Annotated in this window: 11 protein-coding genes; 6 read left to right on the top strand and 5 right to left on the bottom strand. The window is 69.5% G+C overall.

Annotated elements, in window-relative coordinates:
* Positions 1-459: 459 nt before the first annotated feature.
* The 3 genes from H563_RS0101750 to map form a co-directional block, all read right to left on the bottom strand.
* Positions 460-1,038, bottom strand: coding sequence for a hypothetical protein (locus H563_RS0101750; RefSeq protein ID WP_022880908.1), 579 nt, complete (start codon positions 1,036-1,038; stop codon positions 460-462).
* Between the two features lie 62 nt (positions 1,039-1,100).
* Positions 1,101-1,895 (bottom strand): polyphosphate--glucose phosphotransferase, encoded by a 795-nt coding sequence (ppgK, locus tag H563_RS14485; RefSeq protein ID WP_022880907.1) that lies wholly within the window; start codon positions 1,893-1,895, stop codon positions 1,101-1,103.
* A gap of 31 nt (positions 1,896-1,926) precedes the next feature.
* Entirely contained in the window at positions 1,927-2,793 is an 867-nt protein-coding gene (map, locus tag H563_RS0101740) for a type I methionyl aminopeptidase (RefSeq protein WP_022880906.1), read from the bottom strand.
* A 12-nt stretch (positions 2,794-2,805) separates the two neighbouring features.
* Here map and H563_RS0101735 point away from each other — a divergent pair, with 12 nt between their 5' ends.
* Positions 2,806-3,003 (top strand): SPOR domain-containing protein, encoded by a 198-nt coding sequence (locus H563_RS0101735; RefSeq protein ID WP_027478973.1) that lies wholly within the window; start codon positions 2,806-2,808, stop codon positions 3,001-3,003.
* A gap of 7 nt (positions 3,004-3,010) precedes the next feature.
* Here H563_RS0101735 and panB read toward each other — a convergent pair whose 3' ends face one another.
* Positions 3,011-3,844, bottom strand: a complete 834-nt coding sequence (panB, locus tag H563_RS0101730; RefSeq protein ID WP_022880904.1) for a 3-methyl-2-oxobutanoate hydroxymethyltransferase — start codon at positions 3,842-3,844, stop codon at positions 3,011-3,013.
* A gap of 87 nt (positions 3,845-3,931) precedes the next feature.
* Here panB and glnA (H563_RS0101725) point away from each other — a divergent pair, with 87 nt between their 5' ends.
* From glnA (H563_RS0101725) to H563_RS0101705, 5 genes are all read left to right on the top strand, one after another.
* Complete coding sequence (gene glnA, locus H563_RS0101725; protein ID WP_022880903.1) at positions 3,932-5,269, top strand: type I glutamate--ammonia ligase; 1,338 nt, start codon at positions 3,932-3,934, stop codon at positions 5,267-5,269.
* A 28-nt stretch (positions 5,270-5,297) separates the two neighbouring features.
* On the top strand, positions 5,298-8,285 hold the full coding sequence (locus H563_RS0101720; RefSeq protein ID WP_022880902.1) for a bifunctional [glutamine synthetase] adenylyltransferase/[glutamine synthetase]-adenylyl-L-tyrosine phosphorylase: 2,988 nt from the start codon (positions 5,298-5,300) through the stop codon (positions 8,283-8,285).
* A gap of 484 nt (positions 8,286-8,769) precedes the next feature.
* Positions 8,770-10,335, top strand: a complete 1,566-nt coding sequence (locus H563_RS0101715; protein ID WP_022880901.1) for a glycosyltransferase — start codon at positions 8,770-8,772, stop codon at positions 10,333-10,335.
* Positions 10,328-11,905: a glycosyl hydrolase gene (locus tag H563_RS0101710; RefSeq protein ID WP_022880900.1), complete on the top strand. Its 1,578-nt coding sequence runs from the start codon at positions 10,328-10,330 to the stop codon at positions 11,903-11,905. The genes H563_RS0101715 and H563_RS0101710 overlap by 8 nt, the downstream gene beginning before the upstream one ends.
* A gap of 37 nt (positions 11,906-11,942) precedes the next feature.
* Positions 11,943-13,352 (top strand): UDP-glucose dehydrogenase family protein, encoded by a 1,410-nt coding sequence (locus H563_RS0101705; protein WP_022880899.1) that lies wholly within the window; start codon positions 11,943-11,945, stop codon positions 13,350-13,352.
* Between the two features lie 68 nt (positions 13,353-13,420).
* Here H563_RS0101705 and glnA (H563_RS0101700) read toward each other — a convergent pair whose 3' ends face one another.
* Positions 13,421-14,845 carry a type I glutamate--ammonia ligase gene (glnA, locus tag H563_RS0101700; protein ID WP_022880898.1) on the bottom strand — a complete coding sequence of 475 codons (1,425 nt, stop codon included), beginning with the start codon at positions 14,843-14,845 and terminating at the stop codon, positions 13,421-13,423.
* Positions 14,846-14,924 lie beyond the last annotated feature (79 nt).

Genomic DNA, 14,924 nt, shown 5'->3' with positions numbered 1-14,924 from the left:
CGGCGCCTACGGAAGGTTGCGGCGCCCGCGCGATGTTGCGGCGCCCGCGCGATGTTGCGGCGCCCGCGCGAGGTTGCGGCGCCCGCGCGAGGTTGCGGCGCCCACGGGAGGTTGCGGCGCCCGCGCGATGTTGCGCCCGCGTGCACGCGGTTGTGGCCCCACGCAGTGCCCGCACAGCTTCCGTGCCGTTTCCCTTGCGCTCGGAGAACACGCTGTGCGGTCCGTTCTTCCTGGCCAGGTGCGGGCCCTGCACAGCACGCGCGCCGCTTCTTCGCGCTCGGAGAACACGCTTTGCGACCTGCTTTTCCTGGCCGCGTGCGGGGCCCTGCAGAGCATGCGGCCCGCTCTTCTTGCGCTCGGAGAACGCGCTGCGCGACGTTCTCTTCTCTTGGATCGCGTGGGGGCTCTGCACATCAAGAGCGCCACTTCTCTTGCGCTCGGAGAGCGAGCGCGGGCGACCTAGAGTCGCGCTGCACGCAACCGCTGGCGCACGCGCCGCGATGCGCCGCGCAAGACGTCATCCACCGCATCGGACGGCAGGAGCGCGCGTGCCGCTTCAGCTGCAGCCAGCGCGAGCTCGGGCTCGAGGCACCTCAGCGCCTGACTGAGCGCGTCGAGCGGCGCGACCATCGCGCGCGAGGGCACCTGTCGACGTTGCCGGAACAGACGCTGTGTCTCTTCGATCGTGGGCAACGGCACTCGAAGCCGCGACCAGTGCGTGCGCACCGGCGCGGCGACCGCATCCGGAGCCGGACGATTGCGCCGCCCTCCGGCGTGCATCCGCACGTGCAGCACGCCGTCCGTCGGCACGTCGGCACCGGCGGCGCGCAGCGCCGACACGCAGTCGAGCAGGCCGCCGCAGCGCAGCGCGTCGAGCTCATCCGCGGTCAGGTGAGAGCAGGCGTAGCCGCCGCGACGGATGCGCATGATGCCGGGGCTGGTCTGATAGACGTCAACCATCGAGTCCTGGCGCATCTCGAACTCGAGGATCTGCGCGGTCGTAGCGACGTGGCCGAAGCGGCAGACGGTCAGAGCCATCCGATCACGGTGCCACAAGCGGCGGGCGCACACTGCAGCCGTCCACAGGGCAGCCGACGCGGCTACTTCTTCTCCTGCTCCTTGGCGGGGTTCTCGGGGCTCGTCTTCTGCTTCGCGGCAAGCGCGGCGGCCCCGAGGATGCCGGCGTTGTTGAGGAACTTCGCCGGGACCAGCTCCGTCTCGATCTCGACGTACCCGCTCCACTCGGAGAAGTTCTTGCTCACCCCGCCCCCGACGATGAACAGGTCCGGGGAGAACAGCGCCTCGAGCGTGCGGTAGTACCTGGTCAGGCGCTTGCCCCACTTCTCCCAGCTGAGGTCCTCGCGCTCCTTGGCCGAGTAGGCGGCCTTCTTCTCGGCGTCCTTGCCGTCGATCTCGAGGTGGCCGAGCTCGGTGTTCGGCACGAGCAGGCCGTCGATGATCAGCGCGGTTCCGATACCCGTGCCGAGAGTGGTCAGCATGATAAGTCCGTCGCGGCCCTTCGCCGCGCCGTACTCGCTCTCGGCGTAGCCGGCCGCGTCCGCGTCGTTGACGAACAGGATCTGCCGGCCGAGCGCCTTCTCGAAGAACGCCTCGGCTTCGAAGCCGATCCACTTCTTCGACACGTTCGCCGCCGACATGGTGCGCCCGTGCTTGACGACGGCGGGGAAGTCCACCCCGATCGGCAGCGACGGATCGGCGTCGAGTTGCTCGAGCACGGCCTTCGTGGTCTCGGCGATGTCGTCGGGCTTGCCGCCCTCGGGAGTCGACAGCTTGACCCGGGGGGTGATCATCTCGCCGGTGGTGAGGTCGACGACCCCGCCCTTGATCCCCGTTCCGCCGATGTCGATGCCGATGGCCGTCTTCGCCTGGGTCATGCCCGCCACATTACCGTGGCGGCGCGGCCGCTCACGGCAGCGTCAGCACCTCTGCGCCGCGCTCGGTGACGACGAGCGTGTGCTCGAACTGCGCGGTGATCGACTTGTCGCGCGTCGTCACGGTCCAGTCGTCGTCCCACATGTCCCAGGCGATGCCGCCGAGCGTGAGCATCGGCTCGATCGTGAACACCATGCCCGGCTCCATGACGGTGTCGTAGAGCGGAGCCGAGTCGTAGTGCGGGATGATCAGGCCGCTGTGGAACGCCCGGCCGACGCCGTGCCCGGTGAAGTCGCGCACCACGCCGTAGCCGAAGCGCTTCGCGTACGCCTCGATCGCCCGGCCGACCACGTTCACCTGACGACCCGGCGCGACCGCCTTGATTCCTCGGTTCAGCGCCTCCCGGGTGCGTTCCACCAGGTCGCGCACCTCGGGCTTCGCCTCGCCGACGATGAAGGTCTGGTTGCTGTCACCGTGCACGCCGTCCTTGTACGCCGTGATGTCGACATTGACGATGTCGCCGTCCTCGAGCACCGTGTCGTCGGGGATCCCGTGGCAGATCACCTCGTTCACCGAGGTGCAGACCGACTTCGGGAAACCCCGGTAGCCGAGCGTGGACGGGTAGGCGCCGTGGGCGACGAGGTACTCGTGGCCGATCCGGTCGAGCTCGTCGGTCGTGACGCCCGGTCGGGCGTGTTCGCCGACCAGCTCGATCGCGTGAGCCGCAATCCGTCCCGCCGCGCGGATCCGCTCGACCTCCTCCGGCGTGTACATGTCGCCGCCGGTATATTTCTCCGGCCCCGACTTGCCGACGTACTCGGGTCGGGGGATGCCGCCGGGCACCGTCCTTCGCGGGGAGATGCGGCCGGGGATCAGGTGTCCAGCGGAATCCTTGGGCATAGCATCAAGCTTATGAGCGATGGCATGGGCCCCGACGCCGAGCACAAGTACTGGTACAACATGCGCACGGGTGCGGTCGAGCAGGGTTTCGTCTCGCCGTCCTACGACCGGGTCGGTCCGTTCGACACCCGCGAAGAAGCCGCGCACGCGCTCGAGAAGCTGCGCGCCAACAGCGCCAAGTGGGCCGAGGAAGACGCCCGCGAGGACTGATCCTCCGCTAGTACGAGTTCTCCACCCCCGGGTACACGCCGCCCTCGACGTCCGCCTTCCACGCGCGAGCGGCCTCGCGCAGGGTCTGTCCGATCTGCGCGTACTGCTTGACGAACTTGGGGATGCGCCCCTGCGTCAGCCCCGCCCAGTCCGTCCACACGAGCAGCTGGCCGTCGCAGTGCGGGCCGGCGCCCACGCTGATGGTGGGGATCGACAGTTCCGCGGTGACCTTTCGCGCAGCATCCGCTGGAACCATCTCGAGCACGACCGCGAACGCGCCCGCCGCCTCGACCGCCCGCGCGTCGGCGAGCAGTTGGTCCTCGCCGGCGCCGCGGCCCTGGATGACGTGCCCGCCGAGCTGGTGCTCGCTCTGCGGAGTGAAGCCGATGTGCGCCATCACGGGCACTCCGGCGTCCACGATGCGCCGGATCTGCTCGGCCGACCGCTCGCCGCCCTCGAGCTTGACCGCGTGCGCACCGGTCTCCTTCATCATCCGTATGGCGGTGTGCACGGCGTCGTCGGAGTTGGTCTCGTACGAGCCGAACGGCAGGTCGGCGATCACGAACGCGCGGCTCACGGCTCCCGCGACGGCGCGCGCGAGCGGGATCAGCTCGTCGACGGTGACCGGCAGCGTGGTCTCGTAGCCGAGGACGTTGTTGGCCGCCGAGTCGCCGACCAGCAGGAAGTCGATGCCTGCCTCGTCGAAGATGCGGGCGGTGAGCTGGTCGTAGCTCGTGAGCCCCGTGATCTTGATCCCGGTGCGCTTGGCGTTCTGGAAGTGCCGGGTGCGCACGCGCTTGAGGTTCTGGGGAGCCCCGCCGTACGGCGCCTCTTCGCGCATGGGGGAGGAGGCGGGAGTGTCCTGTGTCATGCGGCAAGTTTATGGACGGGCGATCCACTAGCCTGATCACACGAGGGAAAGGGAGCCATGGACAAGCAGCGTGACTTCGTTCTGCGCACCATCGAGGAGCGCGGCGTCAAGTTCGTCCGACTCTGGTTCACCGACGTGGTGGGCACGCTCAAGTCGGTGGCGCTCGCCCCCGCCGAGGTCGAAGGCGCCTTCACGGAGGGCCTCGGATTCGACGGCTCGGCGATCGAAGGTCTGACCCGGGCCTACGAGTCCGACCTGCTCGCGCACCCTGACCCGACGACGTTTCAGATCCTGCCCTGGCGCGGCGAGATCGACCCGACCGCGCGCATGTTCTGCGACATCACGACGCCCGACGGCGAGCCGGCGGTGGCCGACCCGCGCAACGTGCTCAAGCGCACCCTCGAGAAGGCGGCCGAGGCCGGGTTCACCTTCTACACCCACCCCGAGATCGAGTTCTACCTGCTCAAGTCGGCGCACTTCGGCGAGGACGGTCCCGAGCCCGTCGACTCGGCCGGCTACTTCGACAACGTGCCGGGCGGCACCGCGCACGACTTCCGGCGCCGGGCGGTACGGATGCTGGAAGACCTCGGCATCTCCGTCGAGTTCAGCCACCACGAGGTCGGCCCCGGCCAGAATGAGATCGACCTGCGCTACGCGGACGCGCTGACGACGGCGGACAACATCATGACCTTCCGCACCGTCGTCAAGGAGGTCGCGATCGAGCAGGGCGTCTACGCGACGTTCATGCCGAAGCCCCTATCGGGGCATCCCGGCAGCGGCATGCACACGCACATGTCCCTGTTCGAGGGCGACACCAACGCCTTCTTCGAGGCGGGCGCCGAGTACCAGCTGTCGCGGACCGCGCGGAAGTTCATCGCGGGCCTGCTGCGCCACGGCCCGGAGATCTCCGCCGTCACCAACCAGTTCGTCAACTCGTACAAGCGGCTGTGGTCGGGCGACGAGGCGCCGAGCTACGTCAGCTGGGGGCACAACAACCGCTCGGCGCTGGTCCGCGTCCCGCTGTACAAGCCGAGCAAGGGCCAGAGCGCGCGCGTGGAGTACCGCGCGATCGACTCGGCGGCGAACCCCTACCTCGCCTACGCGCTGCTGCTGGCGGCGGGCCTCAAGGGCGTGCAGGAGGACTACGAACTCCCGGCCGAGGCCACCGAGGACGTCTGGGCGCTGACCGACGCCGAGCGGCGCGCGCTCGGCTACGAGGCGCTGCCCTACAACCTCGATCACGCGATCGCGCTGATGGAGGAGTCGGAGCTGGTCGCCGAGACGCTCGGCGAACAGGTGCTGCAGAACGTCATCCGCAACAAGCGGCACGAGTGGGCCGAATACCGCGCCCAGGTCACGCCCTACGAGCTGCGCGCCAACCTCGAGATCCTCTGACCCCTGCCCCGTCGGGGCAACGCCGCCCATGCGCGTCGAACAACCGCTCTCACTGACCGCCCTCGCCCGGGCGGGATTCACCGACCTCGACGCGGTGCGCGGGCGGCTGGCGGAGTTCGAGGCTGCCTGCGGGCTCGCCGCCCCGGACGCGCTGGCGCTCTTCCGGGCGGCCGCCGACCCCGATGCCGCCATCGAGCGCGCCCTCGGCCTGCTGCGCCGCGATCCGGACCGCTTCGGCCGCGCCTTCGCCGATGCCGCTGTGGCCCGGCGCCTCGTGCGCGTGATCGGCGCCTCCCAGGGGCTCGCCGACTTCCTGCAGCGCCGGCCCGGCGAGGTCGACGCGCTGCGGCATCCGATCTCGGCGCCGTTCGACGCCGCCTTCGCCCGCACCGACCTGCTGGAGGCGGTGGGGGCCGACCCGGCCGACGACGCGCCCGTCGCCGCCCTCGTCGAGGAGGAGGGGTGGGCGGCGCTGCGGGTGCGCTACCGTCGCCGGCTGCTGCAGCTGGCCGACTACGACCTCGGGCAGGAGGATCCGGTGGCCGGGCTCGACGCCGTGGCCGCGTGCCTCGCCGACCTCGCGGGCGCGGTGCTGGAAGCCTCCCTCGCCGTCGCCCGCGCCACGGCCCGGGGCACCGGGCCGGGCCGGTTCGCGGAGCAGCGGGTCGCCGACACCCGCCTCGCGATCCTCGGCATGGGCAAGGCCGGCGCGCGCGAGCTCAACTACGTCAGCGACGTCGATGTCATCTTCGTCTGCGAGGGCGACGTCGACGTCGCCACCCGGCTCGCGGTGCTCACCATGCGCGGGGCGGATGCCCCGGCCGTGGAGCCCGGCCTGTGGCAGGTCGACGCGAACCTGCGGCCCGAGGGCAAGGACGGCGCACTCGTGCGCACGCTGGCCTCGCACCTGGCGTACTACGAGCGCTGGGCTCAGACGTGGGAGTTCCAGGCGCTGCTGAAGGCGAGGCCGCTCGCTGGGGACGCCGAGCTCGGCGCGCGCTACGTGTCGGCGCTCGCGCCGCAGGTGTGGTCGAGCTCGCAGCGCGACGGGTTCGTCGAGTCGGTGCAGCGGATGCGCGAGCGGGTGCTCGACCACATCGCGCCGGCGGACGTGGACTACGAGCTGAAGCTCGGGCCGGGCGGCCTGCGCGACATCGAGTTCACCGTGCAGCTGCTGCAGCTCGTGCACGGCTACACCGACGAGCGTGTGCGCCAGCGCGCCACCCTCGACGCGCTGGCCGCGCTCGTCGCCGGCGGGTACGTCGGGCGGGAGCCGGGCGCGCGCCTCGACCGCGACTACCGCACCCTGCGCCTCATGGAGCACCGGCTGCAGCTCGAGCGGCTGAGCCGCACCCACCTCATGCCGCGCGACGAGCGACGCCAACGGGTGCTCGCCCGCGCCACGGGGCTGGCGGTCGGGGCGGCCGCCCTGGTGGCGGAGTGGCAGGGGATCAAGCGCACGGTCCGCGGCCTGCACGAGCAGCTGTTCTACCGGCCGCTGCTGTCGGCCGTCGCCGCGCTCTCCCCGGCCGACCGGCTCACGGGGGAGCGCGCGCTCTCGCCGCAGCAGGCCCAGGCGCGGCTCGCCGCGATCGGGTTCCGCGATCCTCGAGGCGCTCTGGCGCACCTCGCCGCTCTCACGGAGGGCGTCTCGCGCGCCGCGACGATCCAGCGCACGCTGCTGCCCGTGCTGCTGCAGTGGCTCTCGGAAGGAGCGGATCCGGACTACGGCCTGCTGACCTTCCGTCGGCTCTCGGAGGACCTTGGGTCCTCGCACTGGTTCCTGCGCATGCTGCGCGACTCCTCGGGCGCCGCCCAGCGGCTCAGCCGCCTCATTTCCGGCTCGCGGTTCGTCGGCGAGCTGCTCGGCGCCCTGCCCGAAGCGGTGGCCTGGCTCGACTCGGACGAGGATCTGCGCCCCCGCCCTCGTCGCGTGCTGGAGGAGGAGCGCGACGCCGTGCTCGCCCGGCACGAGACCGCGGATGCCGTGGCCCAAGCGCTGCGTTCGGCGCGGCGGCGGGAGGTGCTGCGGCTCGCCTTCGCCGGCATTCTCGGCGTCATCACGATCGACGAGCTGGCCCGCGGCCTGACCGACATCGTCGACGTCCTGCTCGAGGGCGTGCTCGCGGCACTGCGCCGCGAACGCCGGGGGAGCGAGCCGCACGGCTTCCGGTTCGCCGTCATCGCGATGGGGCGTTACGGCGGGCGCGAGCTCGGCTTCGGGTCGGACGCGGACGTGATGTACGTCTACCGCTCGGCCGACGGCGCCGGGGGACCGGAGGCGCTGCGGCTGGCCGCCGAGATCTCCCGGCTGACCGCGGACCCGCGCCTCCCGCTCGATCTCGACGCCGGGCTGCGCCCCGAGGGACGCAACGGACCGCTGGCGCGCTCGCTCGAGGCGTACGCCGCGTATTACGCCCGCTGGTCGCTGACCTGGGAGGCGCAGGCGCTGCTGCGCGCCCGCGGCGCCGCCGGCGACCGGCACCTCATCGCCGACTTCGAGGCGCTGGCCGACCGCACCCGGTATCCGGAGACATTCGGCCCGGCCGAGCTGCGCGAGGTGCGGCGCATCAAAGCCCGAGTGGAGTCGGAGCGCCTGCCGCAGGGCGCCGATCCGGCGCGCCACCTCAAGCTCGGCCGCGGATCGCTCAGCGACGTCGAGTGGTACGTGCAACTGCTGCAGCTGCAGCACGCCGCCCGGATACCGGCGCTGCGCACCACCTCGACGCTCGAGGCGCTGGCCGCCGAAGTCGAGGCCGGGCTCGTACCGGAGGACGACGCGCAGCGCCTGCGCGCGGCCTGGTTGTTCGCCTCGCGGGCGCGCTCGGCGATGACGCTGTGGACCGCCCGCACCTCCGATGTCCTCCCGTCCGACCGCACGGCCCTCGACGGCGTCGCACGCCTCATGGAGTACCCGCCCAGATCCGCCGCCCGGCTCGAGGAGGATTACCTGGCCGTCACCCGGCGCGCCCGTGCCGTCTTCGAGCGCGGCTTCTATGGCGACGGGTCGGCGTGACGCCCGCCCGCTTAGTTGAGCCCGATTCGGCTATCGCGCCGCGCGGGTGTCCCGTGCGTCGCGAGCGTGTTACGCAGCAGTAAATCTTCGACTTCTTTCTCGACGGTCTTTAGCCGGTGCACAGCCCTGTTCACCTGCCCCATCGCAGAGCGACCGTCGCGCGGGTGATAGTTGCCGATTGCGAACGACCACTAAGAACGGCTCTGACCTGGGATTTGATTAGACCGTCGGCCCTGTGGGAGCCGCCCGGAGAGGCATCCGTCAGACCCTCGGCCGGCGGCCCCGAGCGCCGCCAGCGCCTCGCCGACACGCCCGAGAAGCGGTTCAAAGTGACGTTTGTTCCAGTTGCGTCCCCCCTTTGGGGGATGCATATCCTCGACTCGCCAGCTCGTCCTCGATGGTGCGGACGTTCCACCCCAACCGCAACCAACCCCCGGCCGTCGCCCCCACGGCAGCCGCAACACGAGGAAACGGAGGTCGTGGCGTGTTCATCTTCATCCTGCAGATGCGTCATCTGGTCGAGGGCTACGAGGAGATCTACCTTTTCGCGGTCTACTCGGCGCTCGTCTGGGTGCTGTGGCTCCTCAAGATGGTGCTCTCGGCGTTCTACCGCCCATACACCGAGCCGTACCGGGTCTCCACCAGCGTGGTCGTGCCGGTGGTCGACGAGCCGGAAGACCTCTTCCGCGACGTCATCGGCCGCATGGTGGCCCAGAAGCCCGACGAGATCATCGTCGTCATCAACGGCGCGCCGAACCCGGCGCTCGAGCGCATCTGCGACGAATTCGCGCCCCTGGTGCGCTGGGTGCACACCCCGATCCCGGGCAAGCGCAACGCCGTCAAGGTGGGCACCGAGCTCTCCCGCGGCGAGATCACCGTGCTCGTCGACTCCGACACCGTCTGGACCGAGGGCACGCTCGAGGAGCTGGTCAAGCCGTTCAAGGACCAGTCGGTCGGAGGCGTCACCACCCGTCAGCGCATCCTGGAGCCCGAGCGCAGCTGGATCACCCGCTGGGCGGACTGGCTCGAGAACTCCCGCGCGCTGTACTCGATGCCCGCGCAGTCGGTGCTCGGCCAGATCGGCTGCCTGCCGGGCCGCACCATCGCCTTCCGCCGCAACATCCTGATGCGCGTCATGGACAAGTTCATGACCGAGAAGTTCCTCGGCGTGTTCCTCGAGGTCAGCGACGACCGCACGCTCACCAACCTGACGCTCAAAGAGGGCTACCGCACCGTCTACCAGTACACGAGCCTCGTCTACACGGATGCTCCGCTGAAGATCAAGAAGCTGTTCAAGCAGCAGCTGCGCTGGGCTCGCGGCAGCCAGTACAACACGCTGCGCATGCTGCCCTGGATGCTCGGCCACGCCCCGGTGCTCGCGTTCTTCTTCGTGACCGACATCATCATGCCGTTCCTGCTCTTCGGCGTGATCGCCGGATGGGTGTATCGCGCCCTCACCCACCAGGGCGTGAACCTCTACCAGGGCTTCCTGCAGGAGTACGGCCTGAAGGACGGCCTGCTGATGATCATCGCGATCATGCTGCTGTCGACCGTGATCAGCATGGGCATCCGCCAGATGCGCCACCTCGCCGAGAAGCCGAGCGACTTCTTCCGGCTGCCGATGTTCATCATCGTCTCGACGTTCTTCCTGATGCCCATCCGTCTGATCGGCTTCTTCCGCCTCGCCCACGTCGCGGGCTGGGGAACGCGCGCCGGGGCCTACGCCGGAAGCGCAACCGACGAGCAGTTCACGCTCACCGGCACCGCCGTGCCGGCATCCGATCAGCCCGTCGCCGGAGCCGGCGCGAGCCCGCAGCCGCAGACGCGGCGTGACGCACGGATGCTGTCGCCGGAGGCCCAGGTCGACGCGGGCACCGTCGCGACCGAGGTCGCCGAGCCGAACGAGACCGACGCCATCCTCGAACTCGAGCAGGCGTTCCACGAGCCGGCGGCGCGCAAGCCGCTGCGCCGCCGCCCGAACCCCCTCGCGGCGATCCCATACCTCATCGGGTTCGCCATCCTGACCCTGGAGGCATTCTTCATTGTCTAGTGCAACGTTCTCCTGGTGGGCCAGCAGCAAGCGCAACGCCCGCTGGACGGCCGTCGCCGCGGCCGCCCTCGTCACCGTCCTCGCGCTCCTCTCCGCCTTCGTGTGGATGTCGCCGAGCGACCTCGCCAAGCACGTCTCCGATGCCGCGAAGAGCGCCACCGAGGCGCTCTCGCCGGCGGAGAAGAAGAACGCGGAGCTCACCGCCCAGATCGCCCAGCTGAACGCCGAGCTCGACTCCGTGCAGAAGAAGCTCGACCAGGCCGCGGCGCAGCGCGACCACGCGAAGGCCGACCTGACCACCGCGCAGGCGGGCAACGAGTCGCTCAAGTCGCAGCTCAAGCAGCTGCAGACGGCGAAGAGCCAGCTGAAGGGCCAGCTCGACGCGCTCAAGGCCGACTCCAGCGCCAGCACCGAGGCGCTGCGCCAGCAGGTGACCACCCAGCAGAGCGAGCTGCAGAACGCGTGGCGCGCCGGATCGAGCAGCAGCTCCGGCACCGGCTCGAGCACCGGCACCAACCCGGCCGGCACGCCCGTCACCCCTGCGAACACCCCGATCGAGGCGCCGTCGAAGGCCGAGCTGCTCTCACCGGCGGGCCGCTACTGGGGCGTCTACGAGGAGCAGGCGCCGTTCAGCATGTCCGAGGTGAACGACACCGCGGCCAAGGTCGGCTACACGCCGACCGTGGTCGGCTACTTCCAAGGCTGGGACAAGGACTTCCGCGCGGACGCCGTGCAGGACGCCTGGAAGAACGGCATGGTTCCGCTGCTGACCTGGGAGTCGCGGCCGATCGATGACGCGAACAACGTCACCGATCGCCCGGAGTACTCGCTGAAGAACATCATCGACGGCAACTTCGACGCGTACCTGACCAAGTACGCGAAGGCCATCGCCCAGACCAAGCTGCCCATGATCATCCGCCTGGACCAGGAGATGAACGGCAGCTGGTACCCGTGGGCGGAGAGCGACGCCAGCGGCAACTCGGTGAACGGCAACAGCCCCGGCGAGTTCGCCAAGATGTGGCAGCACGTCTGGAACATCTTCGAGGCCAACGGCGCGAACAACTACGTGATCTGGAACTGGGCCCCGAACATCGTGAACACCATCGGCGCTCACGGCGGGGTGCAGTCGTACGACACCTTCGCCGAGACCTACCCCGGCGACAAGTACGTCGACCTGGTCGGCCTCGACGGCTACCTGCGCTCGCCCGCCACGGCCGACAAGGCGAGCTTCGACGCCACCTACGGCACGACGCTCTCCTACCTGCGCAAGCTCGCGCCGAACCGCAACATCTTCTTCTCGGAGATCGGAGCGACCGACGACGGCAGCACGGAGCAGTCGGGCGGCTACAAGGCCCAATGGATCAACTCGTTCTTCCAGGCGATGCAGGACCCGGCGAACGCCGACATCATGGGCTTCTCCTGGCTCGACGAGGCCGTGACGAGCTACACGCAGGGCGTGCGCAACACCAACGACTGGCGCATCGCCTCGTCGAGCGAGGCGCTCGACGCCTTCAAGGCAGGCCTGTCGGCCAAGGCGTCGGACTACATGCTCAACCCCGTCGATCAGTGACCCCCCGCTGACACGGAGCAACGAGAGAGGACATCAAGTGGACGAATCCGTCGAGACGGTCCGCCCGCGCGTGAGCGTGATCGGCACCGGTTACCTGGGCGCGACCCACGCCGCCGCCGTCGCCGAGATGGGCTTCGAGGTCATCGGCGTCGACACCGACCAGAGCAAGGTCGACGCGCTCTCCAGCGGCATCGTGCCGTTCTACGAGCCGGGCCTGCCCGAACTGCTGGTCAAGCACGTGAACACGGGCCGCCTGCGCTTCACGACCGACCTGGCCGAGGCGGTCGCGGTCAGCGACGTGCACTTCATCTGCGTCGGCACCCCGCAGCTGCCCGGCAGCCACGCCGCGAACACCGGCTACGTCGAGCAGGCGGTCGGCGACGTGGTGGATGCGCTGACCCACGACGGCATCATCGTCGGCAAGTCGACGGTGCCGGTGGGCACCGCGGCCCGGCTGCGCGAGCTGGTCGCCGGCCGGCTGCGCGACGGGCTGTCGGCCGAGCTGGTCTGGAACCCCGAGTTCCTGCGCGAGGGCAAGGCCGTGCATGACACGCTCACCCCCGACCGCATCGTGCTCGGCGGCGTCAGCGAGCGCTCGGAGCGCGTGTTGCGCGAGATCTACGCCGACCCCATCTCGACCGGCATCCCGGTGATCGTCACCGATCTGCCGACGGCCGAGCTGGTGAAGGTCAGCGCCAACGCGTTCCTGGCCACCAAGATCTCCTTCATCAACGCGATCGCCGAGATTTGCGACGCGGCCGGCGCCGACGTGACGACGCTCGCCGACGCGATCGGCTTCGACGACCGCATCGGGCGCAAGTTCCTGAACGCGGGCCTCGGCTTCGGCGGCGGCTGCCTGCCCAAGGACATCCGCGCACTGATGGCCCGCGCCGGCGAGCTCGGCGCCTCGAGCGTCACCGGGCTGCTGCAGCAGGTCGACGAGATCAACGTGCGCCTGCGCCAGCGCGTCATCGACGGCGCGACCGCCGCCGTCGGAGGCAGCGTGCTGAACAAGAACATCGCCGTCCTCGGCGCCGCGTTCAAGCCGCTGACGGACGACGTGCGCGACTCGCCCGCGCTCAACGTGGCGGCCGCCCTGCACCTCAAGGGCGCGCTCGTGGCGGTCTACGACCCGGAGGCGGCCGTCCCGGCCAAGCGCACCTTCCCGACGCTCAGCTACGTCGACTCGCTGGAGGAGGCCGTGAAGGGCGCCGAGGTCGTGCTGCTGCTGACCGAGTGGGACGAGTTCATCTCCGCCGATCCGGTGCGCCTCGGCGAGCTGGTGAAGAACAAGGTCATCATCGACGCCCGCAACTGCCTCGACCCCGCGGCTTACAAGGCGGCCGGGTGGACGTACTCGGGTCTCGGCCAGAACGGCGCGCTCACCCTGTCGACGCGAACGGATGCGGCCCCGGCGGCTCCCCGCCGCGAGGGTGTTCCGGCCTGAGCCATCCGATCGCCTGATATGGAGAAGGCCCCCGCAGGAATGCGGGGGCCTTCTCCTGTCCGGCGGACTTACACGCCGTAGTACAGCTCGTACTCGAACGGGTGCGGGCGCTGCGCAAGCGGCTTGATCTCCTTCTCGCGCTTGTACTCGATCCAGGTCTCGATGAGCTCTTCGGTGAACACGCCGCCCTTGGTGAGGAACTCGTGGTCGGCCTCGAGCGCTTCGAGCGCGGCGTCGAGCGAGGCGGGCACCTGCGGGATCGCCTTCGCCTCCTCGGGCGGAAGCTCGTAGAGGTCCTTGTCGACCGGCTCGTGCGGCTCGATGCGGTTCTGGATGCCGTCGAGGCCCGCCATCATCTGCGCGGCGAAGGCGAGGTACGGGTTGCCCGACGAGTCGGGGGCGCGGAACTCGATGCGCTTGGCCTTCGGGTTCGAGCCGGTGATCGGGATGCGGATCGAGGCGGAGCGGTTGCCGGCCGAGTAGACCAGGTTCACGGGGGCCTCGAAGCCGGGCACCAGGCGGTGGTACGAGTTCACGGTCGGGTTGGTGAAGGCGAGCACCGCGGGCGCGTGGGCGAGCAGGCCGCCGATGTACCAGCGGGCGATGTCGGAAAGCCCGCCGTAGCCCGCCTCGTCGTAGAACAGGGGCGTGCTGCCGTTCCACAGCGACTGGTGGGTGTGCATGCCGGACCCGTTGTCGCCGAACAGCGGCTTCGGCATGAAGGTCGCGGTCTTGCCCCACAGCTCGGCGGTGTTCTTGACGATGTACTTGAACTTCAGGATGTCGTCGGCCGCGTGGACCATCGTGTTGAACTTGTAGTTGATCTCGGCCTGGCCGCCGGTGCCCACCTCGTGGTGCGCGCGCTCGACCTCGAGGCCCGCGTCGATCAGCTTCAGCACGATGTCGTCGCGCAGGTCGGCCTGTTTGTCGGTGGGGGAGACGGGGAAGTAGCCGCCCTTGTACGGGGTCTTGTTGCCCAGGTTGCCGCCCTCTTCGGCGCGGCCGCTGTTCCAGGCGCCCTCTTCCGAATCGACGGCGTAGAAGGAGCCGTTCTGCTTCACCTCGTAGCGCACGTCGTCGAAGATGTAGAACTCGGCCTCGGGGGCGAAGAACGCCGTGTCGGCGATGCCCGTCGAGGCGAGGTACTTCTCGGCCTTCTTGGCGACCTGGCGCGGGTCCTTGCTGTAGATCTCGCCGTTGCGCGGGTTGTAGATGTCGAACAGCATCACGAGCGTCGTCTCCGCGCGGAACGGGTCCACGTAGGCCGTCGTCACATCCGGGATCAGCTGCATGTCCGACTCGTGGATGTTCGCGAAGCCACGGATCGACGAGCCGTCGAACAGCTGGCCGACCGTGAAGAAGTCTTCATCGACGGTGGAAGCGGGGATGTTGAAGTGCTGCTGCACGCCGGGGAGGTCGGTGAAGCGGATATCGAGGAACTTGACGTCTTCGTTCCTGATGAACTCCAGCACCTCGGAAGAATCCTTGAACATTAAGGCTCCAAAAGGCTGACGGAAGGATGCGAACGCAACCCAATCGCAGGCTAGGGGGAGGCGGTTTCCCGGCCGTGAC

The sequence above is a fragment of the Gryllotalpicola ginsengisoli DSM 22003 genome, assembly GCF_000419445.1.
Classification (GTDB): domain Bacteria; phylum Actinomycetota; class Actinomycetes; order Actinomycetales; family Microbacteriaceae; genus Gryllotalpicola; species Gryllotalpicola ginsengisoli.
The sequence above is the reverse complement of the archived record's forward strand: the minus strand, read 5'-3'. Positions and strand labels throughout refer to the sequence as shown.